Source organism: Streptomyces sp. NPDC001502, from assembly GCF_042894785.1.
GTDB lineage: Bacteria > Actinomycetota > Actinomycetes > Streptomycetales > Streptomycetaceae > Streptomyces > Streptomyces kutzneri.
The window spans coordinates 194,806-218,222 of sequence record NZ_JBIAVW010000003.1 but is presented as its reverse complement, the minus strand read 5'-3'; the positions used below and the strand labels follow the sequence as shown (position 1 = coordinate 218,222).

The 23,417-nt window shown below is 72.3% G+C and carries 17 protein-coding genes and 1 pseudogene; 9 read left to right on the top strand and 9 right to left on the bottom strand.

The window, feature by feature from the left end:
* Nucleotides 1-34 precede the first annotated feature (34 nt).
* Complete coding sequence (locus ACFY0D_RS05790) at nt 35-1,717, top strand: glycosyltransferase family 2 protein (protein WP_390797147.1); 1,683 nt, start codon at nt 35-37, stop codon at nt 1,715-1,717.
* 14 nt (nt 1,718-1,731) lie between these two features.
* Nucleotides 1,732-4,773 (top strand): acyltransferase family protein, encoded by a 3,042-nt coding sequence (locus ACFY0D_RS05785; protein ID WP_390797146.1) that lies wholly within the window; start codon nt 1,732-1,734, stop codon nt 4,771-4,773.
* 133 nt (nt 4,774-4,906) lie between these two features.
* On the opposite strand, the gene ACFY0D_RS05780 is transcribed toward ACFY0D_RS05785, so the two are convergent.
* Nucleotides 4,907-5,269, bottom strand: a complete 363-nt coding sequence (locus tag ACFY0D_RS05780) for a subtilase-type protease inhibitor (protein WP_390797413.1) — start codon at nt 5,267-5,269, stop codon at nt 4,907-4,909.
* Nucleotides 5,270-5,728: 459 nt separating this feature from the next.
* Here ACFY0D_RS05780 and ACFY0D_RS05775 point away from each other — a divergent pair, with 459 nt between their 5' ends.
* Nucleotides 5,729-6,898 carry an alpha/beta hydrolase family protein gene (locus tag ACFY0D_RS05775; protein ID WP_390797145.1) on the top strand — a complete coding sequence of 390 codons (1,170 nt, stop codon included), beginning with the start codon at nt 5,729-5,731 and terminating at the stop codon, nt 6,896-6,898.
* 60 nt (nt 6,899-6,958) lie between these two features.
* Nucleotides 6,959-7,573: a class I SAM-dependent methyltransferase gene (locus tag ACFY0D_RS05770; protein WP_390797412.1), complete on the top strand. Its 615-nt coding sequence runs from the start codon at nt 6,959-6,961 to the stop codon at nt 7,571-7,573.
* A 118-nt stretch (nt 7,574-7,691) separates the two neighbouring features.
* On the opposite strand, the gene ACFY0D_RS05765 is transcribed toward ACFY0D_RS05770, so the two are convergent.
* A complete protein-coding gene (locus tag ACFY0D_RS05765; protein WP_390797144.1) occupies nt 7,692-8,663 on the bottom strand; it encodes a helix-turn-helix transcriptional regulator in 972 nt (323 codons plus the stop codon).
* Nucleotides 8,664-8,799: 136 nt separating this feature from the next.
* Between ACFY0D_RS05765 and ACFY0D_RS05760 the strand changes: the two genes are divergently transcribed.
* Entirely contained in the window at nt 8,800-9,195 is a 396-nt protein-coding gene (locus ACFY0D_RS05760; RefSeq protein WP_390797411.1) for a RidA family protein, read from the top strand.
* A gap of 193 nt (nt 9,196-9,388) precedes the next feature.
* Here ACFY0D_RS05760 and ACFY0D_RS05755 read toward each other — a convergent pair whose 3' ends face one another.
* The 4 genes from ACFY0D_RS05755 to ACFY0D_RS05740 form a co-directional block, all read right to left on the bottom strand.
* Complete coding sequence (locus ACFY0D_RS05755) at nt 9,389-9,967, bottom strand: GNAT family N-acetyltransferase (protein WP_390797143.1); 579 nt, start codon at nt 9,965-9,967, stop codon at nt 9,389-9,391.
* 250 nt (nt 9,968-10,217) lie between these two features.
* On the bottom strand, nt 10,218-10,442 hold the full coding sequence (locus ACFY0D_RS05750) for a hypothetical protein (protein WP_351160224.1): 225 nt from the start codon (nt 10,440-10,442) through the stop codon (nt 10,218-10,220).
* Between the two features lie 154 nt (nt 10,443-10,596).
* Nucleotides 10,597-12,390: a WG repeat-containing protein gene (locus ACFY0D_RS05745; protein WP_390797142.1), complete on the bottom strand. Its 1,794-nt coding sequence runs from the start codon at nt 12,388-12,390 to the stop codon at nt 10,597-10,599.
* Nucleotides 12,391-12,699: 309 nt separating this feature from the next.
* A complete protein-coding gene (locus ACFY0D_RS05740) occupies nt 12,700-13,686 on the bottom strand; it encodes an aldo/keto reductase (RefSeq protein WP_390797141.1) in 987 nt (328 codons plus the stop codon).
* Between the two features lie 351 nt (nt 13,687-14,037).
* Between ACFY0D_RS05740 and ACFY0D_RS05735 the strand changes: the two genes are divergently transcribed.
* The 3 genes from ACFY0D_RS05735 to ACFY0D_RS05725 all read left to right on the top strand — a co-directional run bounded on the left by ACFY0D_RS05735 (nt 14,038) and on the right by ACFY0D_RS05725 (nt 17,216).
* Nucleotides 14,038-14,331: a DUF1905 domain-containing protein gene (locus ACFY0D_RS05735; protein WP_390797140.1), complete on the top strand. Its 294-nt coding sequence runs from the start codon at nt 14,038-14,040 to the stop codon at nt 14,329-14,331.
* A 440-nt stretch (nt 14,332-14,771) separates the two neighbouring features.
* Complete coding sequence (locus ACFY0D_RS05730; RefSeq protein ID WP_390797139.1) at nt 14,772-15,563, top strand: TSUP family transporter; 792 nt, start codon at nt 14,772-14,774, stop codon at nt 15,561-15,563.
* 240 nt (nt 15,564-15,803) lie between these two features.
* Nucleotides 15,804-17,216 (top strand): amidohydrolase family protein, encoded by a 1,413-nt coding sequence (locus ACFY0D_RS05725; protein ID WP_390797138.1) that lies wholly within the window; start codon nt 15,804-15,806, stop codon nt 17,214-17,216.
* A 188-nt stretch (nt 17,217-17,404) separates the two neighbouring features.
* On the opposite strand, the gene ACFY0D_RS05720 is transcribed toward ACFY0D_RS05725, so the two are convergent.
* Together ACFY0D_RS05720 and ACFY0D_RS05715 are read right to left on the bottom strand one after the other, a co-directional pair.
* Nucleotides 17,405-18,139, bottom strand: a complete 735-nt coding sequence (locus ACFY0D_RS05720) for a hypothetical protein (protein WP_390797137.1) — start codon at nt 18,137-18,139, stop codon at nt 17,405-17,407.
* Nucleotides 18,140-18,355: 216 nt separating this feature from the next.
* The gene (locus ACFY0D_RS05715) at nt 18,356-19,015 is read right to left on the bottom strand and encodes a maleylpyruvate isomerase N-terminal domain-containing protein (RefSeq protein ID WP_390797136.1); all 660 of its coding nucleotides are present in this window, start codon (nt 19,013-19,015) and stop codon (nt 18,356-18,358) included.
* Between the two features lie 671 nt (nt 19,016-19,686).
* Here ACFY0D_RS05715 and ACFY0D_RS05710 point away from each other — a divergent pair.
* Nucleotides 19,687-20,253 (top strand): annotated as a pseudogene (locus tag ACFY0D_RS05710) (FkbM family methyltransferase); the annotation flags it as partial.
* Between the two features lie 689 nt (nt 20,254-20,942).
* Here ACFY0D_RS05710 and ACFY0D_RS05705 read toward each other — a convergent pair.
* Nucleotides 20,943-23,111, bottom strand: coding sequence for a PQQ-binding-like beta-propeller repeat protein (locus tag ACFY0D_RS05705; protein ID WP_390797135.1), 2,169 nt, complete (start codon nt 23,109-23,111; stop codon nt 20,943-20,945).
* Between the last annotated feature and the right edge of the window lie 306 nt (nt 23,112-23,417).

The following is a 23,417-nucleotide window of genomic DNA, read 5'->3' as shown; positions in this document are numbered from 1 at the left end:
TGAAACGGGTACATGCACAGCCGTGGGGGGCTTTATGACCTTTCATCATCTTCCGCAACCACCATCCGACGAAGAGCTCTACTGGTACTTCGGACCGCAGCGCCGCTGGGTCCTCGTCAGCACCTCGCTCGCCTTCGTGTTCACGGCGGCGACCATGTTCGCCTTCGCCCTGCGGACACCGGCCCTGTGGGCGTTCCTCGCCGTCCTCGGGCTCAACCTCGTCGCCCTCGTCCTGTCCTCCGTCAACAGCCTGCGCCAGCGCCGGCTCACCCGGCCGTCGCACGAGGTGCTCGTCCATGCCTGGCGGCCCGCCGCCCTGCCGGACGTCGATCTGTACCTGCCCACCTGCGGAGAGCCGCTCGACGTCCTGGCCAACGCCTACCGCGCGGTCGCGGCCGTCGACTGGCCCGGCGCGCTGACCGTCTGGATCCTGGACGACGCCGACCGGCCCGAGGTCGCCGCGCTGGCCGCCTCGTACGGCTACGCGTACGTCGTACGACCCGACCGGGGGCACCTGAAGAAGGCCGGCAACCTCAACCACGCGCTCACCCTGAGCAGCGCCGAGTTCATCGCGATCCTGGACGCGGACTTCGCCCCGCGGCCGGACTTCCTGCGCCACCTCGTGCCCTACCTGGCCGACCCGGCCGTCGGCATCGTGCAGAGCCCGCAGTGTTTCGACACCGACGAGACCATGGGGTGGATCCAGCGGGCCGCCGGCTCCGCGCAGGAATGGTTCTTCCGATGGATCCAGCCGTCCCGGGACGCGAGCGACGCCGCCATCTGCTGCGGCAGCAACGCCGTGTACCGGCGCAGCGCGATCGACCTGGCCGGCGGGTTCGCCCGGCTCGACCACAGCGAGGACCTGTACACCGGGCTCGCCCTGCACGAGCAGGGGTTCCGCACCCAGTACGTGCCGGTGCTGGTCGCCAAGGGCACCTCACCCGACCGGGTCACCTCCTTCGTCAACCAGCAGTACCGGTGGGCGATGGGCAACCTCCACCTGATCGGCACGCCCGTGCTGCGGCGGATGCGCGCGCCCTGGCGGATGCGACTGTGCTTCTACGAGGGCATCGTCGGCTATCTGACCACCGCGGTGAACACCTTCGCGGCGCCGTTGCCGCCGCTGGTGATGATGTTCTGGTTCCCGGACCAGATCCGGCCCTGGCACGTGCTGCCCCTGCTCGCCCCGCTGTGGCTGTGGCACGTGCTGCTGCCGAGGATCAGCCGCACCCGCTGGCGGGTGGAGGTCATCCGGGCGAACGTCCTGACCAGCGTGGCCGCAGCGACCGCGTTCGCGCACACGCTGCGGGGCCGCAGCGCCGCCTGGGTGCCCACCGGCGCGCGAAGCGCGGGAGCCCCGGGCGGGATGGCCCGCCGGGTGATCGCCGTCTCGCTCGTCTGGCTCGTCCTCTCCAACGGCGCCGCGGCCACCGGTCTCGCGCTGGCCGTGGACAGGGGCGGCTGGGAGCCCAACTGGGGACTGCTCCTCTACCTGCTGGTGCAGTGCCAGATCAACGTCCCGCTGATCCGGGACCTGGTGGCCGAACTGCACCCGGCCGCCGGGCCGGTGCGCACCCGGGTACGGGCCGCGCTGCGCCCGCGCGGCGGCGTGCTGCCGCGCCGCTGGCCCGAGACCGTCGCCGCTTCCGCGGTCCTCCTGCTGACCGGCCTGCTGGCATCGGGGTGGGTCGACCCGATGCTTCCCTGGCTGAGCTGAAAGGCACCATCCGCATGTCCTTCCTCGTCACACCCGGCCGGCGCCGGCCCCGCGGGGGCTCTGCCCCGAGGGCCGGAGAGCTGCCGTCCGGCTCCCGTTCCGGCAGCGAGTCCGGGCCGAGCCCGCACCGGTCCGCCTTCCGTCCCGACATCGAGGGTCTGCGCGCGGTCGCCGTCCTCGCGGTGCTCGCCTTCCACGCCGGTCTTCCCTGGGCGACCGGCGGTTTCGTCGGCGTGGACGTCTTCTTCGTCATCTCCGGCTACCTCATCACCGGCCTGCTGGTCCGGGAGGCGATCACCACCGGCCGGATCCGGCTCGGTGACTTCTTCTCCCGGAGGGCCCGGCGGCTGCTGCCCTCCGCCGCCGTGGTGCTCGCCGCGGTGGCCGTCGCCGGGGCCTGGCTGACCGTACCGCTGCGCCGCGCCGACATGGAGTACGACGTCGTCGCGGCGGCCCTGTCCTTCGCCAACTGGCGGTTCGTGTCGCAGCGGACCGACTACCTCGCCGCCGGGCACGACCAGAGCCCGCTGCTGCACTTCTGGTCCCTCGCCGTCGAGGAGCAGTTCTACCTGTTCTGGGCCCCGCTGCTGGCGGTGCTGGTGCTGTGCGCGGCCCGGGCGGTCCGCCGGGGCCGGGCCGTACGGCTCGTGGTGCTGCTGGCCGCCGCCCCGCTCGCCCTGGCCTCGTTCGCGCTGGCGGTGTACTGGACCGGGCACTCGGTATCGCTCGCGTACCTCGGAACTCCCTCGCGGGTCTGGCAGTTCGGCGTCGGGGCGCTGCTCGCCCTGCTGCCCTGGCACCTGATGCGCGGTCCCCGGCCCCTGCGGCTGCTGTGCGGCTGGGCCGGGGCAGCGGCGATCGGCTGGTGCGTCGTGTCGTACGACGCCGGGACCCCGTACCCCGGTTACGCGGCGCTCGTGCCGACCCTGGCCGCCGCCGCCGTGATCCTCGCCGCGATACCCGGCCGGGGCGAGCGGCACACCCCGCGCACGTGGGACGTGGGGCGGCTGCTGGCGGGGCGGGCGCCCCGGGCCGTCGGGCGGCTCTCCTACACCCTGTACCTGTGGCACTGGCCGGTGCTCGTCCTCGCCGAGGCCCGGCTCGGCACGCTCGGCTGGCCCGCGAAGACCGCGCTGACCCTGGCCGCCGTACTGCCGGCCCTGGCCACCATGCGCTGGGTCGAGCAGCCGCTGCGCCGCTCCCGTACGGTCTCCGAACTCCCCCGCCGCGGACTGTCGGTGGGAGTGTCGGCGATCGTGCTGCCGGTGGTCCTCGCGCTGGTGGTGGGTACGACGACACTGCGCGTGCTGGGCCCGGCCGGCCCGGTCGACACGCAGGGCCTGCCCCCGGGCGCCGCCTCGGGCCCCACCCTGCTCGCCCGGACGGCCGGTACGCCGCTCGCCGGCGGGCCGGTGGTGCCCAGTCCCGCGCAGGCGCGGGGGGACTTCCCGCCGGACGGGGCCTGCGAGGTCGCCCCGGCCGAGACGCGCAGCCCGGACTGCCTGTTCGGCGCGGTGGACAGCCCGGACCGGATCGTGCTGCTCGGGGACTCGCACGCCGGGCAGTGGTTCTCCCCGATGCTGGCGCTGGCTTCGCAACGGGGCTGGGCGCTGCAGGAGCTGGTGAAGCAGGGCTGTCCGCTGCCGGAGCTCGCGGTGGACAGCCCGCAGCTCGGGCGCGCCTACCGGGAGTGCGACACCTGGCGGGCGGACTCCCTGGAGCGGCTGCGGCAGCAGCCGAAGCCGCGCCTCGTCGTGATCGCCTCGCTCAACCGGTACACCGACGACGCGAAGCTGCTGGCCGAGGCCTGGGAGAAGACGCTGACGCCGCTCCGGGCCCTGGGGGCGCCGATCGTCTACGTCGAGGACACTCCCGTACCCGGCAGGGACATCCCGGCGTGCGTGTCCGGCAGTCCCGGATCCCCGGCCGACTGCGCGTTCAGCCGCACGGACGCCCAGCTGCCGGATCCGCTGGCGCAGCGGATCGCGTCCGGCGCCCTGCCCGGCGTACGGAGCGTCGGCGTGAACCAGGTGCTGTGCCCGGGCGACGGGCCGACCTGCCCGGCCGTGCTCGACCGGATCCTGCTCTACCGGGACGACGCCCACCTGACCAACGCGGCGGCCGTGGTCCTGACCAGCCGGCTGGAGCGGCTGCTCACGGAAGCCGGGCTGCTGCCCGCCGTGGGGGGAGCGGCACCGGGGGCGCCGGCCACGGGGACGCCTGTGCCGGGGGCGGAGGGGTGGACGCGGCTGCTGCGCGACGACTTCGACGGCCCGGCGGGCGCCCGCCCGTCCGCCGCCGACTGGATCCACGACATCGGCACCTGCTACCCGGGCTGCCCCGCGCCGCAGTGGGGCACCGGCGAGATCGAGACCATGACCGACTCGACCGACAACGTCCGCCTCGACGGGAAGGGCGCGCTGGAGATCGTGCCCACCCGCAAGGACGGGCAGTGGAGTTCGGGGCGGATCGAGTCGCGGCGCTCCGACTTCGCGCCCCCGCCCGGCGGGGTCCTGCGGATCGAGGCGTCGATCGCCCTGCCGGACGTGACCGGGGAGAAGGCGGCGGGATACTGGCCGGCCTTCTGGACCCTGGGGGCACCGCTGCGCGACGGGTACACGGGGTGGCCGGGGGTCGGGGAGCTCGACGTCATGGAGTCCGTGAACGGGCGGGACACCGTCTTCGGGACGATGCACTGCGGTGTGCTGGAAGGCGGACCGTGCCGGGAACCCGCCGGCCTGACCTCCGGTCCGCAGCCGTGCGACGGCTGCCGCACGGCGTTCCGCTCGTACGCCGTCGAGGTCGACCTCGCGCCCGGAGCGCAGGAGGTGCGCTGGTATCTGGACGGGCGCGTGTACCACCGGGTGACCGCCGACCGGATGGACCCGGGGACGTGGAAGGCGGCCGTCGACCACGGGCTGTTCCTGATCCTCAACGTGGCGGTCGGCGGCAGTCTGCCGCTCGCCGACGGCGCGAGCGCGGGTCCGGCCACCGAGCCGGGCCATGCGATGCGGGTGGACCACGTCACCGTCTCGGCCCGGGCGCGGAACACGTAGGGGTGTAGAGGTACAGGCCTGTGGAGGAAAGGAGCGCCTCGCTTCCGGGCCGGGAACGGTCCGGAAGCGGGGCGCGCTCCACGGGATGCCCTGAGCACACCCGGAGCACGCCCGGCACAGGTCCGACGCGGGATCAGAACGCGAAGACGGCGTTCCCGTTGAGGGTCGCGGACATCACGCAGGTGTTGGAGAAGGTGTACTTCCAGGCGACGCGGCTGCCCTTCCACACACCGTCGGCGGTGACGGTGACCGGGGCGTAGTGCATGGGGCAGGCGCGGTCCGGGTCCGGCGAGGCCAGCAGGCGGTCGAGCGCTCCGCCGGTGGAGTTGAGGGCGCTGCAGGCGGCCTGCGGGTCCGGGTGGGTGCCCTGCGCGGTCGGGGCGCAGCTGAGGGTGGTGGCCCGGACGACGGTGGAGGTGGCGACGTCGTCGCCTTGCGCGACGGTGAACACCAGGGCGGACGGGGCGTACAGGCTGGAGGGCTGGGCGGCTGCCATGCCGGTGGCGCCCACCAGACAGAGGAGCGTGGCGGCGGAGGCAGCTGCGATGCGGTGACGCACGACGAAACTCTCTTTCGATTCAAAGGTTGAACGCGATATTTGCTTTCGATATCGCGCCCTTGCGGGATCAGACTGTCTGACGCGAAGGCAAGTCGCACACGCAGGACCGATTTACGGACACAGCCTTCACGTGGCGGCGACCGAATGGTCGTTCGGGCAGCTCACAGGGGGCGCCTCCACTCCCCGGCCATCCCCCGGCGCCGCTCACGCCGTCCACGACGTGCGGCCCCACCCCTCCCTGACCTGCCGCCGGCCGCGCGCGGTTCATCCGACGGCCACTCAGCTTGACCGGATATGCGCACCTGAACCCCGAGAGCGCCGGGCCCGGCCGGTCCAACTCCACGGCATCTCAGTAAAGTTAGGTAAGCCTTGCCTAAAATGCCTTACGATGCCGACATGAAGAAGATCATCCGCGTGCTGACGGCGGTGGCGACCGGCCTGGTCCTCGCCGCGCCCGGCACGCTCGCCACGCCCGCCGTGGCCGCGTCCGCGCCGGCCGGCGTCTCCAGAATCGAACTCCCGAAGCCCACCGGCGACTTCGCCGTGGGCCGCGACACCCTCCACCTGGTGGACCGGGAGCGCAAGGACCCCTGGGTGCCCACGGCCGACCGGGAATTACTCCTGTCGCTCTACTACCCCGCGATCGCGCGCACCGGAACTCCCGCTCCCTACACGAGCGCTCCCGAGGCCAAGGCGCTGCTGACCGACCGGGGGCAGCTCGGCGAGTACGTCACCCCCGAACGCCTCGCGGCCACCCGGACGAACGCACGCACGGACGCGCTGCCCCGGCCCGCCGCGAACCGCTACCCGCTGATCGTGCTCTCCCCCGGCTTCACCATGCCCCGCTCCTCGCTGACCACCCTGGCGGAGGACCTCGCCAGCCGCGGGTACGTCGTCGCGGCGGTGGACCACGCGTACGAGTCGGACGGCACCGTCTTCCCCGGCGGCCGGATGCTCACCTGCAAGGCGTGCGAGCAGGTGTTCCCCGACGGGTCGCTGCACCGGGTCTCCGACGGCCGGGCCCGTGACATCCCGTTCGTCCTCGACCGGCTGACCGGCCCGCGCCCGGCGTGGCGGTACTCCTGGCTGATCGACCCCCGCCACATCGGCATGGCCGGGCATTCGATCGGCGGCGCGGCCGCATCGGCCACCATGGCCGTGGACCCGCGCGTGGACGCCGGGGTCAACATGGACGGCACCTTCTTCACACCCGTACCCCAGGCCGGTCTCGGCGGACGGCCCTTCCTGATGCTCGCCGGTGACCCCGCCCTCCTGCCGCCCGACTTCCCCGACACCTCGTGGGAGGACAGCTGGCCCCGGCTGGACGGCTGGAAGCGCTGGCTGACCGTCACGGGGGCGGGGCATCCCGGATTCACCGACTGGCCCGTACTGGGCGACCAGGTCGGGTACCCGCACCCGGAGACACCGCTGTCGGGCACCCGCTCCCAGCAGATCACCCGGGCGTACGTCGGCGACTTCTTCGACCTGCACCTGCGCGGGAAGCCGGCGCCGCGCCTGGACGGTCCGACGGCGGCCGACCCGGAGGTCGTGTTCCACCGCAGCTGACGCCGGGTACGGGGGCACCCGCCCGTCCCGGCGGGTGCCCCCGTAGCCACCCCGTTCTCCCTGAAGCCGAGGCCGATCCCGGCGATCGATCCGCGTCGACGCACCGATCCGGGTCGAACCGCGTCGAACCGAGGAGTCCACGCGCATGTCGGTTCGGTCCACCGCGCCATCGTCTTCGACGAGTTGACCGCCGCCTTCTGCCGGGAACACCCCGACGCGGTGGTCGTCTCGGTGGGCATCGGCCTCGACACCCGCGCCGAGCGGCTCGCGGGGGCCCTGCCCGCCGCCGTCACCTGGCTCGGCGTCGACATGCCCGAGGTCGTACGCCTGCGGGCGGAGCTGCTGCCGGGGGACCACTCGCGCGTGTTCCCCGCCTCGATCACCGGGCCCGACTGGGCGGATCAGCTGCTTCCGCTCGTCGGGGAGCGCCGGAACGTACTTGGTCCTGGCCGAGGGCGTCCTGATGTACCTGGACCCGGCCGGCCTGCGGGCCTTCCTGACCTCCTGCCGGTCCGCCTTTCCCGCCGCCGAGCTGGTGGCGGACTTCTTCCACCCGAAGGCTGCGCTCAGCGGGCGGCACCCCGTCGTCAAGGCGACGGGGGCGCAGTTCCGCTCCGGCGCCCGGGGCGGCCGCGGGCTCGCCGCCGTGGCACCCGGCTGGGAGCGGGTCGGTGACCACCGGGTGATGGAGCGCATCGGCATCGGCCACCGGGCGGCCGCGGGCCTGTTCCGCCTCCTGACCCTCGGCGCTCCGGCGTACTCCGCGTCCCGGCTGCGCGCCACGCGGCAGGGCTCAGGACGGGTCAGCGTAGCGGGCGGCGAGCGCGGCGGCACGGTCGCGCAGGGCGGTGCGCAGCGACGGCGGGGTCAGGGCTTCCGCGTCCGTCCCGAGCTGCCACAGTGCCCATTCGGCATGTCGTGAATCCTGGAAGGTCAGCTCCAGCCGCAGCCGGCCGTCCGGGTCGGGTCCTTCGGCGCGGACGGCGACCGCGGTGTCCAGCAGGTCCTCCCGCCGCGCCGGGTCGACCCGTACCAGCACGGTGAGGTGGCCGTCGCTGAGGAACCGCGCGGAGCGTTCCCGCCAGATCCGGTCCAGATCGACCCGGTTCGTGCGCTCTGCCGTTTCGGGGAGTTCCTCGGCCGCCAGCACCCGTGACAGCCGGTAGGTACGGTCCGCACCGGATCTCGTGGCCAGCAGGTAGACCCGGTCGCGTACGGTCACCAGGCCGATCGGGTCCACCGTGCGCCACTGCGGAGGCCGGCCGGTGGGCGCGTAGTGGATGCGCAGCTTGTGTCCGGCGAGCACCGCGCGCCGGACCTCGCTCATCGTGGTGCCGGGTACCTCGTCGGTGACCACCCGGCGTGAGAGCAGGTCGGTCTCCGGCTCGACGAGAAACCGCTGAGCCGCGTCGCTCGCGGTGGTCCGGTGGCTTTCGGGCAGCGCGTCGACCACCTTGCGCATGGCCGAGGCGAGCGCCGAGCCGAGGCCGAACACCTGCTCGCCGCGCCCCGATCCGGCGGCCAGCAGGGCCAGGGCCTCGTCGTGGTTCAGTCCGGTGAGCTCGGTCCGGAAACCGGGCAACAACTCGAAACCGCCGTGCCGGCCGCGTTCGGCGTAGACCGGGACGCCGGCCGCCGACAGCGCCTCGATGTCGCGCAACACAGTACGGGTGGATACCTGCAGCTCACGGGCCAGTGTGTCCGCGGTCAGCCGACCGTGCCGGCGCAGCAGCAGCACCAGTGAGACCAGCCGGTCGGCGCGCATGCGGGAACCCTAACGAAATACCTGACCAAGGGTGTCGTGATTTGTTGGGAGGCTCGTCCACACGACGTCGAGGCCGGCGGGTGCCGGGCCGGTGGACGTACGTACGCCCGATGAATCGAATGGAGCTGACGTGGCGATGGAACGAACGGCGGTCAACCCGGTGACGTGGTCGGTGGAGATGGGGTTCAACCAGGGTGAGGTCGTCTCCGGGCACACCCGGACCCTGTACATCTCGGGGCAGACCGCGATGAGCGGCGAGGGCACGCCCCTGCATGACGGTGACATGGCGGCGCAGTTGAAGCTGAGCATCGACAACCTGGAGGCCGTGCTCGGTGAGGCCGGCATGTCTCTCGCGCACCTCGTGCGGCTCAACGTCTACACGACCGACGTCGATCTGCTCTTCCAGCACTACGGCGGGCTGGCGGCGCGGTTGGGTGCCGCCAGGGTCGCGCCGACCACCACGATGCTCGGCGTGACCCGACTGGCGATCCCCGGTCAGCTGGTCGAGCTGGAGGGCACGGCCGTCGCCTGATCCGGCCGGGGGGAACGGTGGGCGCGGGCGCGTCCTGGTCCGGGGCGGTCCCACCCCGCCCAGGGTCGACGACAAGGGACGCACCGACTGGTGGGAGTGGGCGCCGTGCTGCTCCCGGGCACTTGCCGTGGTGATCGTCCGGTCTCCTCCACCTGTCCGGCGAGACTGTTCTTCTGCCGGGTGATGCGCCTGGTCATGAGCGCGGGTGGGCTGGTTGCCGGAAGGGGCCGGACGGCGTGAGCGGGGAGCGCACGCCGAACCACTGCTCGGCGCCGTACTCCTCGAACCTCTCCACCTCGGTGAATCCCAGCTTCGCCGCGAGGCGCATCGCGCGGTCGTTCGCGGTCTGGGTACAGAGGACCACCGGCTCGCCCGGAAGGGCGTCGGCGAACCAGTCGAGTGCCGCCGCGCACGCCTCGGCGGCGTACCCGTGCCCCCAGGCCTCCGGGAGGAACATGAATCCGAGTTCGGCCTCTCCGGCCTCCGGGCGGACGTGACCCGGGCGCCCTGCGTCGCGCCGGTCGAGCGTGATCATGCCGATCATCGCTCCGTCGGCATCGATCACGAAGAAGCCAGGGCGCCGCCCGGGCACCTCGGGCGCCGCGCGTTCGAGTTCGGCACGCGGTCGGGGGCCTCCGACGTAGGTGCCCACCTCCGGCGATGCGAACAGCTCGATGAAGGCCGCACGGTCCCGGGCCTCGGACTGACGCAGTACGAGCCGTTCGGTCCTGATCGGGGCAGGCGGCCAGGTGTCAGCTCCAAGTTCGGTCATGACAGGCAACCTATCGCAGGTGCGTGCGGGTGATCCGAGGGGGTGGGACCGTTTGGCCGTTCAACTACCCGACGGACCGTGCAGGTTGGGACCGACCCCGTGCGCCCGCAACGGTGACGGTGTACTCGTCGAGAGCGGTGAAGACCTCCTCCACCAGCCGTCGCCTGCCTGCCCGCCCGCCTTGAGTCAGGCGGCGCTCCGGATCTCTGGAGCGCTCTTCGGCAGCACCTGCCGCCTGGGCACGGTGGCGTCAGATGTCGCTGGTCCACACCTCGGGGCCGCCCCCCTCCCACCGGATCGGCCCGTCCTCGGACAGATCCACATCCTCCAGCCCGGCCCGGCGCAGGAACTCCGACACGTCCGCGGGCGTGAACGCCCGGCCGAGGTCCGCGTCCACGCCGAGCGCGTGCGCGGTGACCTTGCGCCCGCCCTGCGGCGACACGGGGTGGATCACGATCTCCGTCTGGTCCGCCATACGTCCACAGTGCGGCGGGCCGGCCCGTACGGCATCCGGCGGCGACGGCAAACAGCGGAATCACGGGCAGAGCCCACCTGGAAGACGTCACCAGGGCGGAGCACGGCGCCCGGCGCCCGGCGCCCGGCTCACGCCGCGCCGGTAGGGCCGGTGGCTACGGCTGCGCGGCCTCGTCGGACGGGGCGACGGCGGCGAGCCAGAGCTGGATCTCCACGTCCCCGTCGCCGACCAGGAAGTAGGACTGCAGGACGAGCTGCCGCGCGCCGACCTGCCACACCGTGGACGACTCGCCGTCGCCGGAGCGCAGGCACCGCTCGACTCCCGGGAGCGGGTCGCCGAAGCGGGAGGTGAGCCGGCCGATCGTGTCGGCCTCGATCTCACCGAACCGTTCGTTCGCCCAGTCCTGGAGGAAGGAGAAGTCGTGCTGGTGCTCGGCGTAGAGGAAGGTCTGCGCGACCACGCTCATGGCGCCGAACGAGGTGCCGTCCGCGTCCGGGTCGTCCTCCGGATCGGCGGGCTCGTACGGGTCCTCCCTGTCGTCGAAGATCAGGGAGCAGGGCTCGAAGGGGCGGGGCTCGGCGGCGAGCAGGTCGCCCGCGAGGTCGGCGACGTCCCGTTCCGGGGCACCGGGGTAGACCAGGTACGAGTGAGTCTCCTGGCAGTGGGCGGGCTCCGCGGACGCAAAGGTGCCCTCGGCCGCGACGGTCTCCCAGAGGGTCGTCCCGGCCCGGTCCGCCAGGCGCAGGGCGGCACCGTCCGCGGTGGCCTCGACCCGGCAGACGTCCAGGCCGTCGCGGTCCACGTGGGCCACACCGCCGTCGCGGGTGACGAACGCGGCGAGTCCGGTCCCGAAGCCGAATCCGAGCACCCAGCCCTCGGCGTCGGTGAGGGGCTCCGGATGGTGGACGGGGATGAACCGTCCGTCCGAGCGCAGGACGCCCCACGCCCGCCCGGAGGGGCGGTGCGCGGCGGCGGCTCGGGCCTCCTCGGACGCGTCCTCGTCCAGGGGTTCGAGGTAGTGGGCCACCGCGGCTCCGGCGGCGTCGAAGTCCTCCGCCCACTCGTACTCCTGCTCGATGACCTCCTCACCGGCGGCGTCGAGGTAGCCGTGCGCGTAGCCGTTGTCGAAACGGACGAGCCCGCACCGGAAGTCGTCGGACATCCGGTCACTCGCCTTGATCACCACCTCGCCGCGGGCATTGAGGAAGCCTCGGAAGCGGTCACCGACGGCACCGCCCAGGACGTGGGCGAGGCCGTTCGCGTGGAAGGCGTTGAGCATCGGGAAGGACGGCTCGACGACCCACTCCCCCCTCTCGTCGATCAGGCCCCACAGGTCACCCACCCGGACGGGCGCCGCGCCGTCGGGGCCGAAGGGCCTCGCCCCGTCGAACCGCGGCGCGACGACCGTACGGCCCGCGCGGTCGATGTAGCCGCAGCGCCCGCTGTCGGCCACCCTCACGCCGGCGAGCCCGTTCGGCGCGAACGACCCCGCCGCGGCGTACTGCGGGCGTATCACGAAGCGGCCCGTGGCGTCGATGTAGCCCATTCCGTCCTCGGTGCGGGCGGCGGCCAGGCCGTGGCGGAACACGTGGGCCTCCGTCAGGGTCGCCGGTATGACGGGAGTGCCGTCCGTCCCGGCGTAGCCCCAGCGGCCGTCCTCCGCCTGGAACCGGGAGAGCCCGTTGTCCTCGAACGCCTCGGTGTAGGGCAGCGCCGGTTCGGCCAGCCACGCACCGCGGTGGTCGAGGTAGCCGTACCGGCCCTCCTGGTCGGCGGCGGGGGCGACGAACCCGCCCCGGCCGTCGGGGTGGAACACCCCGACCGCGCTCAGCTCCGGGGGCCGCACCAGCCGCCCGTCGGCGCCGACGAGGGCGTACCGCGCCCCGGAGCCGGCCGGCCCCGCGCAGGGGACGACGTACGGCGGCCGGACGGTGGTGCTGGACGGCATGGTGCGGCTCCTCGCGCGGGGGCCGAGGCAGCGGCACCGGCTGCGCGGCCCGGGGATGATCAGGCGTGGCTCATGCTAGAACGCCTCGGCGGCGGCCTGCCGAGCAGCAGCGATGACCGGGTGCGGCCGGCCGCTGATCCGGCGGAATACGGTTCCGCACAGCAGCCGGGCTCCGGGGACCATGGCTGGTCCCCGGGGCCCGTGGCTGGTCCCCGGGGCCCGTGGCGTGACCGGCTTCGGGTCGGATCTGTCCGGCCGCGGTGGCGGTGAGCCGGTCGGCGGATTCGGCGCCGGTCCCGCCGCTCGGACTCAGTTGTCGACGAAGGTGAGGCTGGTCGCGTCGTAGCGGGTGCCCGCGACCTGCTCGGGTGGGGCGGCGGCCTCGATGGCGGCGAGGTCGTCGGCGGACAACTCGACGGCCAGGGCTGCGAGGTTCTCCTCCAGGTAGCGCTGTCGCCGGGTGCCGGGGATCGACACCACGTCGTCGCCCCGGTGCTGCACCCAGGCCAGGGCGAGCTGGCCGGCGGTGACTCCCTTCGCCTCGGCGAGCTCGTTCAACTTCTCGACGATCAACAGGTTTCGCTTGAGGTTGCCGTCGGCGAAACGCGGCTGGCTGCGCCGCACGTCGTTCTCGGCCAGCCCTTCGACCGAGCTGTACCGGCCGGTCAGGAAGCCGCGCCCGAGCGGGGAGAACGGGACCAGCCCGATGCCGAGTTCGCGGCAGACCGGGCCGATCTCCGCTTCGAGGTCGCGGGTCCACAGCGACCACTCACTCTGCAGCGCCGCGATCGGGTGCACCGCGTGCGCCCGTCGGACGGTGTGCTCGGCGGCCTCGGACAACCCGAGGTGGCGGACCTTTCCGGCCTGCACGAGTTCGGCCATCGCGCCGACGGTCTCCTCGATCGGCACCTGCGGATCGACCCGGTGCTGGTAGTAGAGGTCGATGTGATCGACCCGGAGCCGACGCAGCGACGCCTCGCACGCCTGCCGCACGTACGCGGCGTCGCCTCGGACACGGGTGGGCTCGCCCAGGCGGTTGGCGAAGCCGAACTTCGTGGCCAGCACCACCTCGTCGCGGCGCCCGGCCACGGCCCGTCCGATCAGTTCCTCGTTGTGCCCGGCGCCGTAGAAGTCGGCGGTATCGAGAAGGGTCACCCCCAGGTCGAGAGCACGGTGCACGGTGGCGATGGACTGCGCGTCGTCCGTGGCACCGTAGCCATGGCTCATGCCCATGCATCCCAGGCCCTGCGCGGAAACCGCCAGACCGCCCAGGTGCCGGGTGGGAACGTTGCTCATGCTGCTGCTTCCTGAGCTCGTCATCATGCTGAGGACGCTAGGTGTTGGAGCACACTCCAAGTCAACCCGGCGCCGCCTCCCGCCCTCCGGGCGCAGAGCGGCTCCGGCCATCCGGCTCGCACACGGCCACGCTCCGCGTGGGGACGTACCGCTGCACCGGGTTGTCCGTGCCGACGTGTACGCCGACACCGAGCCGGGCGCCGAGCGTCGGGGTGCGTGTCCGGTTCCGGGGCGAGTTCCGGGGCCCGTCCCCGGCCTTGCCCTCGGCCCGACGGTGAACGGGTGGCCGCCGCGTAGGGTGAGCGGAACCAGCACGCCGCCCACCGCCCTCTCCAGGAGAGAACTGCCCTCATGCGCATGGTCTTCGCCAGCCAGGTGATCGAGTGGCGTGGACCCGCGCCCTTCTACTTCGTCCCCGTGCCGGAAGAGCCGTCCGCCGACGTACGGCAAGTGGCTTCGGCGGCCACCTACGGCTGGGGAGTCGTCCCTGTCGAGGCCAGTATCGGCGAAGTCACCTTCGAGACGTCCCTCTTCCCGAGGGAGGGCGGGTACTTGCTGCCCGTCAAGAACGCCGTCCGGACGCCGCTGGGGCTGGTGACAGGAGACGAAGTGACCGTGGAGATGACGGTGCGCCTACCGGGCTGAGTGCTGCCGGTCCCGCCGGCGGCGCGGTCCGCGCCGCACCCGCCCCGCGGCGTGGCCGTTCCCCGCACGGGGCCGAAATCCGCGCGGGGCCGAAATCCGCGCCCGCGTGTTCCCGGCCCTGCACGAGATCGCCCGCGCCGACCGCAGCAAGGGCCCGCCCCGGGCCCTCCTGGCCGCGAGGGAACTCCTTGCCGTCATCGGCACGCTGGCCCGCGTGGCCACTTCACCGGCCGGTCGGGCGTGCCCGCCGACCCGCGCCGTGAAGAACGGCCAGGCCATGGGGAGTCCGGCCACACCCCGGCAGTCTCGGCACGGGCGTTCGCGCAGCTTCCCGACCACGCCCGGGCCGCACCTGCTTTCGTGAACATCGCGTGGCCGACCGGCCGCCGGGGGCGGGGCCGGCCTGATACTGGCCGGACGATCTGTGAGCGGGGGCAGCGGTGGACGGGTGGCTCCTGCCGGGAGGGCTGGCCGCCGGGCTGCTGATCTCGATGGTGACCGCGCCGGTCGGCGTCTCGGGCGCGGTATTCCTTCTCCCGGTGCAGCTGAGCGTGTTCGGCGTCCCGAACCCGGCCGTCACCCCGACCAACCTGCTCTACAACGTCGTCGCCGGCCCGGGTGCGCTGTGGCGGTATCACCGCACGGGCAGCCTGTGGTCCCCGCTCACCCGCCGCCTGATCACCGGAACCCTCCCCGGCGTGGTCGCCGGAGCCGCCCTCCGCGTCTTCGTGCTCCCCGGCCCGGCCCTCTTCCGAATCCTGATCGCAGCACTCCTCCTCCCCCTTGGTCTGTGGCTGTGCGCCCGTACCCTGCGTCCCGTCGCCCCGGCCGCGACGCCCGCCGCCGATGAACCGTCCCCGCGCATGCTCACCGCGCTCGCCCTGGCCGTGGGAGCGGTCGGCGGCGTCTACGGGATCGGCGGCGGCTCCCTGCTCGGCCCGCTCCTCGCCGGCCGCGGCCTGCCGGTGGCCCGGGTCGCCCCGGCGGCCCTCGCCGCAACGTTCGCGACCTCCGTCGTGGGCGCCGCCACCTTCGCCCTCCTGAGCCTGGTCCACGGCGGAGACATCGCCCCCCACTGGTGGCTGGGCCTGGCCTGCGGCCTCGGCGGCCTGATCGGCGGCTACCTCGGCGCCCGCCTCCAACCCCACCTCCCCGAAACCTTCCTGCGCCTGCTCCTCGGCGTCCTCGCGGCCGGGATCGGCGCCCTCTACACCGTCCAGACCCTCACCTGAGGAGCTGAGCAGGCTGTTGTACGGCCTGGGGCCGGTGCATGCCGTGCTGCCGGTGCGGGAACGCCCCCTCGGCGAACTCTTCGGACCGGACGGTGCCAGAACGGAAAGAGTTTTCCGCATACGTCTATCGAATGGCCGTTCGCTGGGAATGCTGCGTGTAATCTCCCGCCCTGCCCGACGCTCCCACACGGCGTTGCCCGGGCGGGCCTTCCGTTCTGAGCCCTCGGGAGGTACTACGCCATGCGGTCATCCCCCACTCCGTCGCCGGCCCCCAGCCGCCGCGACATCCTCACCGGCCTCGGCCTGGCCGCTGCCACCCCGCTCGTCCTCGGCATCACCACCCGCCCCGAACGCCCACACGTCCCGGTCGGCCCGACGGTCCTGCTGCGCGGCGCCTCCCTCGTACTCACCATGGACCCGGGCCTCGGCAGCGGCGCCCTCGGCGCCCTCGACAACGCCGACGTCCTGATGCGAAACGGCACCATCGCCTCCGTCGGCACGGGCCTGCGGCCCCCGCCCGGCACCTGGATCGTGGACGCTTCGGGCAAGCTGGTCATGCCGGGGTTCGTCGACACCCACACGCACCTCTGGCAGGCGGTGATCCGCGGGGGCTGTACCGACGGGGACCTGTTCGGCTGGTTCACACGATGTACCGACCCCCAGCGGGGCCGCCTCACCCCCGAGGCCCTGCACAGCTTCGTACGCCTCGCCGCCCTCGACGCCGTCCAGTCGGGGGTGACCACCCTCGTGGACTGGGTGGACATCTTCGCGTACGACCTCATCGAGAGCTACGTACGGGCCCTGGCCGGAAGCGGAGTGCGGTTCACCTACGCGATGTTCCCCTCCGAAGCCGACCCGGCGCTGGTCACGAAGGTGAAGAAGGAACTCGTCGACCCCGTTCCGCTCGGCGGCTTCCAGGTCGCCACGCACGCGGCGCGAGCCGTCCAACACCTCAACCACGCGCACTGGGAAGCCGCCCAGGACCTCGGAGTCATGCTCAACTCCCACGTCCTGGAACGCCCCGAGCAGCGCGCCGACGACCCCATCGGGGTCCTCGCCGACATCGGCGCCCTCGGTCCGCGGCTCCTGATCAACCACGCGATCCACCTGACCGACGACGAGATCGCCGCCGTCGCCGCGCACGACGTGCGGGCGGCTCACTGCCCGCTCAGCAACATGCGGCTGGCCTCCGGCATCATGCGGCTGTCCGAGTTCGGGCGCCGGGGCGTCAAGGTCGGCCTCGGCCTGGACGGCGGCACCAACGACAGCTCGGACTTTCACGCGCTGATGAAGACGGCCATCGGCCTGCAGCGCGCCCGCGCGACGGAGGCCGGGATCTTCCCTCAGGTGCCCGAGGTCCTGCGGATGGCCACGCTGGGCGGCGCCGAGGCCCTCGGGATCAGCGACCGGACGGGCTCCCTGACCCCCGGAAAGCGAGCCGACGTCGTGGTCGTCGACCCGGCCGCCCTGAACTTCGCGCCGCGCTTCGACTGGGTCGGCCAGACCGTCTTCAACGGGCGGCCCGAGAACGTCGAGGCCGTGTTCGTGGACGGACGGCCCCTGAAGTTCGACGGCCGGCTCGTGGACGTCGATACGAACCGCGTCGTACGGGAGGCGGAGACGGCCGCCGCCCGACTCCGCGCGGCCGGATAGACCACGCCGGCCCGGCGGACCGTACGCCGCCCTCTTCCGGTTTCTCCAGCCCCCTCGCTCCGGCTGCGGTGGGTGATCCCAGGCCTGCCTCGGTGGCCCGGCCGTGCACCGGGCGGGACGCTGTTCCGCTCCGGTGGGGCCGCCTCACCCACCTGCCCCTCACAAGCGCCGAGGCCGGCGCCGCAGGGTCAGCCCACCGCGTCCCAGGCCCTCATCGGACCGTCCAGCCAGGCGGGTGGCAGCTCGGCGGCGTCCCACTCCTCCCGCAGTGCGGTGGCCGCGGGCGTGGCGAGCCGCTCCAGCACGGCGATGCTGGTGGCGGAGTGCAGAAGGGAGTAGCGGCCGTGGATGGCGGTGGCACTGGCGGGCCCGTACTCCACGTACAACCGTTCCAGACGGGCCCGGTGCGCTGCGGCGAACTCCGCCAGCCGGCCGGCGTACCCGGCCCTCTGCCGGGGGGTCATCGTGGCGAGGACCGCACGGAGCACCTCCTCGGAGACCTCGGGGTCGAGGTCGGAGACGGCGGTGAAGGTGAGGTAGAGGGGGGTGACGGCCGCCTTCGCCTGCTCCACCTCCATGCGCCCGACCGGCGGCCGGGCTGCCGAGGCGGCGCTCGGTCCGTCGGGGTCGACGGTCTGCCGCAGTGCCCGTTCGGCGATCCCGCCGAGCTCGTCGGTGACGGCACGGGCGCCGTCCAGCCAGCCCGACTCGTACGGCTCGCCCTTGTCTCCCGGTACGGACCCCCCGAGCGCGCCGACCTCCTCGCACGCGCCGGCCAAGGCGCCCGCCTCGACCAGGGCGATCAGGCCCTCCGCATCGTCGGCGGAGACCCCCGCCCGGCCGAGCAGCTGGAGCAGCGTCCTCTTCGCGTTCAGGACGCTGACCGAGTCCAGCTCGTGCCGGTTCTCCTCGGCGGCATGCATCGGATCCTCCTCATCCCATGGGTCGGTGGGCGCTGCACTTGGCGCGAAGCGCACCGTTTGAAGGTTCAACGCGGGATGGGGCCGCTGTGATCCCCGGGGATGCCCTGCTGCTCGACGACTGTATCCGTTCGGCGGAACGAGCGCCTCGACCGCCTGGAGGGCGCGCGGCATCCCTTGACCAGGCCCGGAGCGGTTCCTTGTTGCTGCGGGGGCGGGTCAGCCCAGGACGAGCGGGAACCTCACCGCCGCGTCGCGCAGTTCGGCCCGCTGCGCGTCGGTGGGCGCGCTGCGGCCGGTGCCGACCAGGAGTGCGTCCCGGTCGGTGAACGACGTGGGGAACGCCGCCCCGGCGATCCGCTCCAGCATGGCGCGGGAGCGGGCCAGGCACTCCTCGGGCGGCCGGGTCCGCGCGTCGGGGAGGTCGGCGATCAGGTCGAGGTGGTGCAGCGTCCACTCCAGGACGTACGCGCCGAGGTAGTCGCCCACGGTGAGGACCTCGTCGCGGGTGCCCACCCGGGCCCCCGGGTCGGCGAGTGCGGCGGCACGGCCGGCGGCGGAGCCGACGTCGTCGAGGTGGAACCGGAGCAGGTGCGGGTCCCCGTACGCGGCGGCCAGCCGCACCGTGAGGGCGTCGAGCGGGTCCTCGCCGGTCGGGGGCCGGTCCTCGACGTGCCAGTAGGTCACCGCATCGGCGGTCGGCTCCGTCGCGGCGGGGGTGGCGAGGGTGATCAGGACGTCCTGGGCATCGATGACCAGGTGGCACACGAGATCCCGCACGAGCCAGCCGGCGCAGCCCGACGGCCGTGCGAAGTCCGGGTCAGGGATCTCGGCGACCGCCGTGCGCAACGCCGTCCAGGAACGGGTGAAGAGGTCCACACCGGCACCGTAGTGCGGCGCCGCCGCGGCGGACAAGCGCGGGCTGCCCTGTCCCCGCCGGGCGTGTGTCCCCGTCACGGAGACCTCTTCGCCGCCGGTCGAACGGGCACGGCTCTCCCTCCGTGCTCGGACGGACAACCTGGCACGGTCCGCACCGGGAACGGCCCATAGCCTTCAACCGCGTTCCCAGTAGGTACAGGAGTGTGGGACGCCCGCAGCTTCCGCGGTCGGGTCGGGACAGCGCGACGGCGTGCCACTCGGAACGGGAGCCCGCTCCCAGTGGGTAGACCCCGAACCAGGATTCTCCGATTCGTCCAGGTAGAGGGTGAATGCACCGCATAGCACCACGAGAGCCAACCATCCCGCCCCTGCCCACAACCAGACCTTCCGCGACACCGCTCCCCCTCGACCCCGATTCACCCGGGGATCAGTCTGCCGGGCCGCTTCGGCCCGCAGGACAGGTGCAGTCGAATCCGGCCACCCCTTCTCCGGCATCACGGCCGCGGGCGCCTGGCCCGGCTCGGCATCACGCCCCAGCCGACAGGGTTTGTCACCCGGGCCCGACGTCGGCAAGGACCACGGCATGACGACCAGAAAGGGCCATACCGTCTAGTACTCCAGCTGTAGATCGTGATCTTCATGTCTGGGATGTGGCTCGTCGCCGGTAATGGCTGGTGCGGGATCGTTTCTCAGCAGGCAAGGCCCTGCTCGCCAGCCGGGTCCTCAATCGCCACCTGCAGGAACACCCCCGCCGCCGCGTCACCGAGACCCGGAGCCCGGGTCGCCGTCGACACTCAGGACCTGATCCAGCGGTTGCTCTACCTGTTCGGGGTCTGGGATCCGTACATGCCCGGTTGGCTCCAACGGCGGCTGCGGCCAGGGGAGCCGTACATCGACGTGGGCGCCAACCCCGGTGTTCCACCAGCGGCTCCTGCGGAACGTGGCACTCAACGAGTACGGCAACGTCCGAGCGATCAATGGCGCCGTCTCGGACACCGAGGAGCTCCTGAAGTTCGTGCTCGCCAGCTCTGCCAACATGGCCGCGAACAGCATCGTCCCGTACGCGTGGCCAGCCGAGTCCACCTTCGAGATCGCGGCGCACCCCCTGCCGGATCTCCTCACGGGAGGAGAGAGCTCGGGCCCGTGTGATCAAGATCGATGTGGAAGGCGCAGAGGGAAGCGTCGTTCGGGGGATGGCGCCCATGCTCGACCTGATCTTCTCCAGGGTCGACGCGGAGACTCTGCCCTGACGCGGCCTCGGACCTCTGGTTGTCAACGCCGGACTCCAACGCTGCGCCGTTCAGGCGAACGCATGCCACCACTGAGGGACTTGGCTCCACCGACGCTGCCGATCAAGCTGGAGGCGGCCACCGAGAGCCACTCGATAGCCTTCCGGCAGGTCCACCTCACCGAGGGGACGGCGACGTCGACGGCCGGATCCGCTACCGCAAGGTGCGCGAGCTCCCGACGGCGAAGGCGATCGGGATCGGCTGCTGCCAGGGAGTCGATCGATCCCGGCACATCAGTGCGTCATCGTACTACATCTCCGCTGACGGCCCTATCTAGATCTCGCCAAGATCTGTTCAGGGCAGCGGTGTGTGGCAGCGTGAGGGACGTGAGGTCACGGGCGTCAGCCTGGCTCGTCAACCGTGAGCCTGCACCGCCGCAGCCCTCCTCCTGGAACTCGCACTCGTCTCCCACCACGCCACCCGCAGCGACGACCTCGAGGTCGGGGACCTTCTCGTCCGGCGGGGGCGAACTCACCCAGGACGACGACCACACCCACTACCTCGACATCGCCCACCACTTTGCCGGCCTCACCTCTCCCGCCTCCGCCCTCCGCTGGGCCGACAGCCCCAAGACCGTAGGGTCCCGCTGGCGGAACCTCACAGCGGCGAGGCAGGCAACTCCTGAGCACACAGGGTCCTCAACGGCTACTCCCGACCGGCCCGGTGACCGCGTTCAGGGCGTACACGTTCTTGTCGCGGCTGCCGATGTACACGACCCCGTCGACCACTGCGGGCGACGAGGTCACCTTGTCACCGGTCGTGTAGAACCACTTATTCGCGCCGGTGGCCGCGTCCAAGGCGTACACGTTCCTGTCGAAGCTGCCGACGTACACCACCCCGTCGACCACTGCGGGCGACGAAGTCACCTCGTCGCCGGTGGTGTAGGACCATTTCTTCGCGCCGGTGGCCGCGTCCAAGCCGTACACTTTTTTGTCGACGCTGCCGATGTAGACCACCCCGTCGACCACCGCGGGCGACGAGTAGACCTTGTTGCCGGTGGTGTAGGACCATCGCTGCGCGCCGGTGGCCGCGTTCAGGGCGTACACATTCTTGTCGCCGCCGCCGATGTACACCACCCCGTCGACCACCGCGGGCGACGAATTGACCCCGTCGCCGGTGGCGTAGGACCACTTCTGTGTGCCAGTGGCCGCGTCCAGGGCGTACACGCTCCACTCATTGCTGCCGATGTACACCACTCCGCCGACCACCGCGGGCGACGCGTAGATCCTGCCGGTGGTGTACGACCACTTCTTCGCGCCGGTGGCCGCCTCCAGGGCGTACACGTTCCTGTCAGTGCTGCCGATGTACACCACCCCGTCGACCACTACCGGCGACGAAGTCACCTCGCCGCCGGTGGTGTAGGACCACTTCTTCGCGCCGGTGGCCGCGTCCAGGGCGTACACATTCTTGTCGCCGCCGCCGATGTACACCACCCCGCCAGCCACTGCGGGCGACGAATTGACCCCGCTGCCGGTGGTGTAGGACCATTTTTTCGCGCCGGTGGCCGCGTCCAGGGCGTACACGTTGTTGTCGAAGCTGCCGACGTACACGACCCCGCCAGCTACCGCGGGCGCCGACATCACCTCGTTGCCGGTGGCGAAACTCCATGCACGAGAGAGCCCGGGAGTACTGCGGTCGGTGGGGGGGCTGGCAGAGGGCCCGGAGCCGGGGCTTTCGCGGTCTTTGAGGGCGACGGCGGTGGTGATGCCCCCGGCGGTCACCGCAGCGCCCGCGGCCAGCCAGAGGAACCGACGGCGCCCGAGGGCCACGGCAGAGGGCGCGGCCCCGTCGGCGCCGGTCCTTTCCTCGTCGTCGCTCACCCCGGCCTGGTCCGGGCCGACAGTGGGCGCGTCGTGGACGGGGTCATCGTCGCGGGTGGCCCCGACGGTCGAGCCGTCATGGATCCGGGGAGGCGCCGCCGGGTTGGGTTCGGTGGCCACCGCGTCCGCGTTCTCCCGTGGGCGCCCATCGCCCGGTCCCGCCGACGCCAGCGCAGAAGTGGTCGCGGCGTTCAGGCGCTCGCGGACCTGCCCGGCGGTGGCGGGCCGGTCGACGGGGTCCTTGGCGAGGAGGTCCAGGACGAGCTGGTCGAGTGCGGGTGGGATGCCGGGACGGTGTTCGCTGGGACGGGCGGGGGTCTTGAGCAGGTGGGCGTTCATCATGCCGACCGGGCCGGTGGCCTCGAACGGCACTTTTCCGGTGAGGAGTTCGTGGAGGACGCAGCCGAGGGAGTACAGGTCGGAGCGGGCGTCGCCGGGGTGTTCCGCGAACCGCTCTGGGGGCATGTAGGCGAGGGTGCCCATGACCTTGCTGGAGTGGTTCGTGGACTCCATGAAGCGGGCGATCCCGAAGTCCAGGACCTTGACTCGCCCTTCCCGGGTGAGCATGAGGTTCGCCGGCTTCAGGTCCCGGTGCACGACCCCCTCCGTGTGCGCCCGGCCCAGCGCGGCCGCGGCCTGCGCGGTCCAGTCGACCGCGTCGGCGACTGGCGGCACACCGTCCTCGCGCAGCAATGCGGACAGATCCCGGCCCTGAACGAACTCCATGACCATGAACAGCAAACCGTCCGCCGCAGCCTGCCCCACGTCGAACACCGTCACCACGCCGGGATGGTCAAGCGCCCCTGCGGTCTGGGCCTCGCGCAGGAACAGCGCTGCCTCGGACGTGTCGCCTCTGCCGTGCGGGAGCAGTTTGACCGCCACCCGCCGTCCGATCCTGCGGTCCCAGCCCTCCCACACCTCCCCCATCCCGCCCCGGCCCACGAACCGCACCAGCTCGTATCGCCCGTCCAGAACACGCACCACCACCCGGCCCCACTTCCCCGTCGTCCGGCCCCGCCCCGCGACGATCCCTGCCGCTGATTCGATCACCCGCACCGGGAAGCTCTCGGCCGGAGCACGGCACACCACTCCAGGTACTCCAGCCGGAGCGCCCGCGTACTTCCCCGACACTGACCTACACGGCTAACTCGGACACCATTGTCGGCGTCTGACCGTCGGTCTTGCCCCATAGCCCGGATAGTCGTTGACGCGACCGTAAGAGGGCTAAATAGGGAGACGCAAGTGCGGAGCGGACCCGATTGGATCAGCACGCCGATTTGCCTCGATACGGCG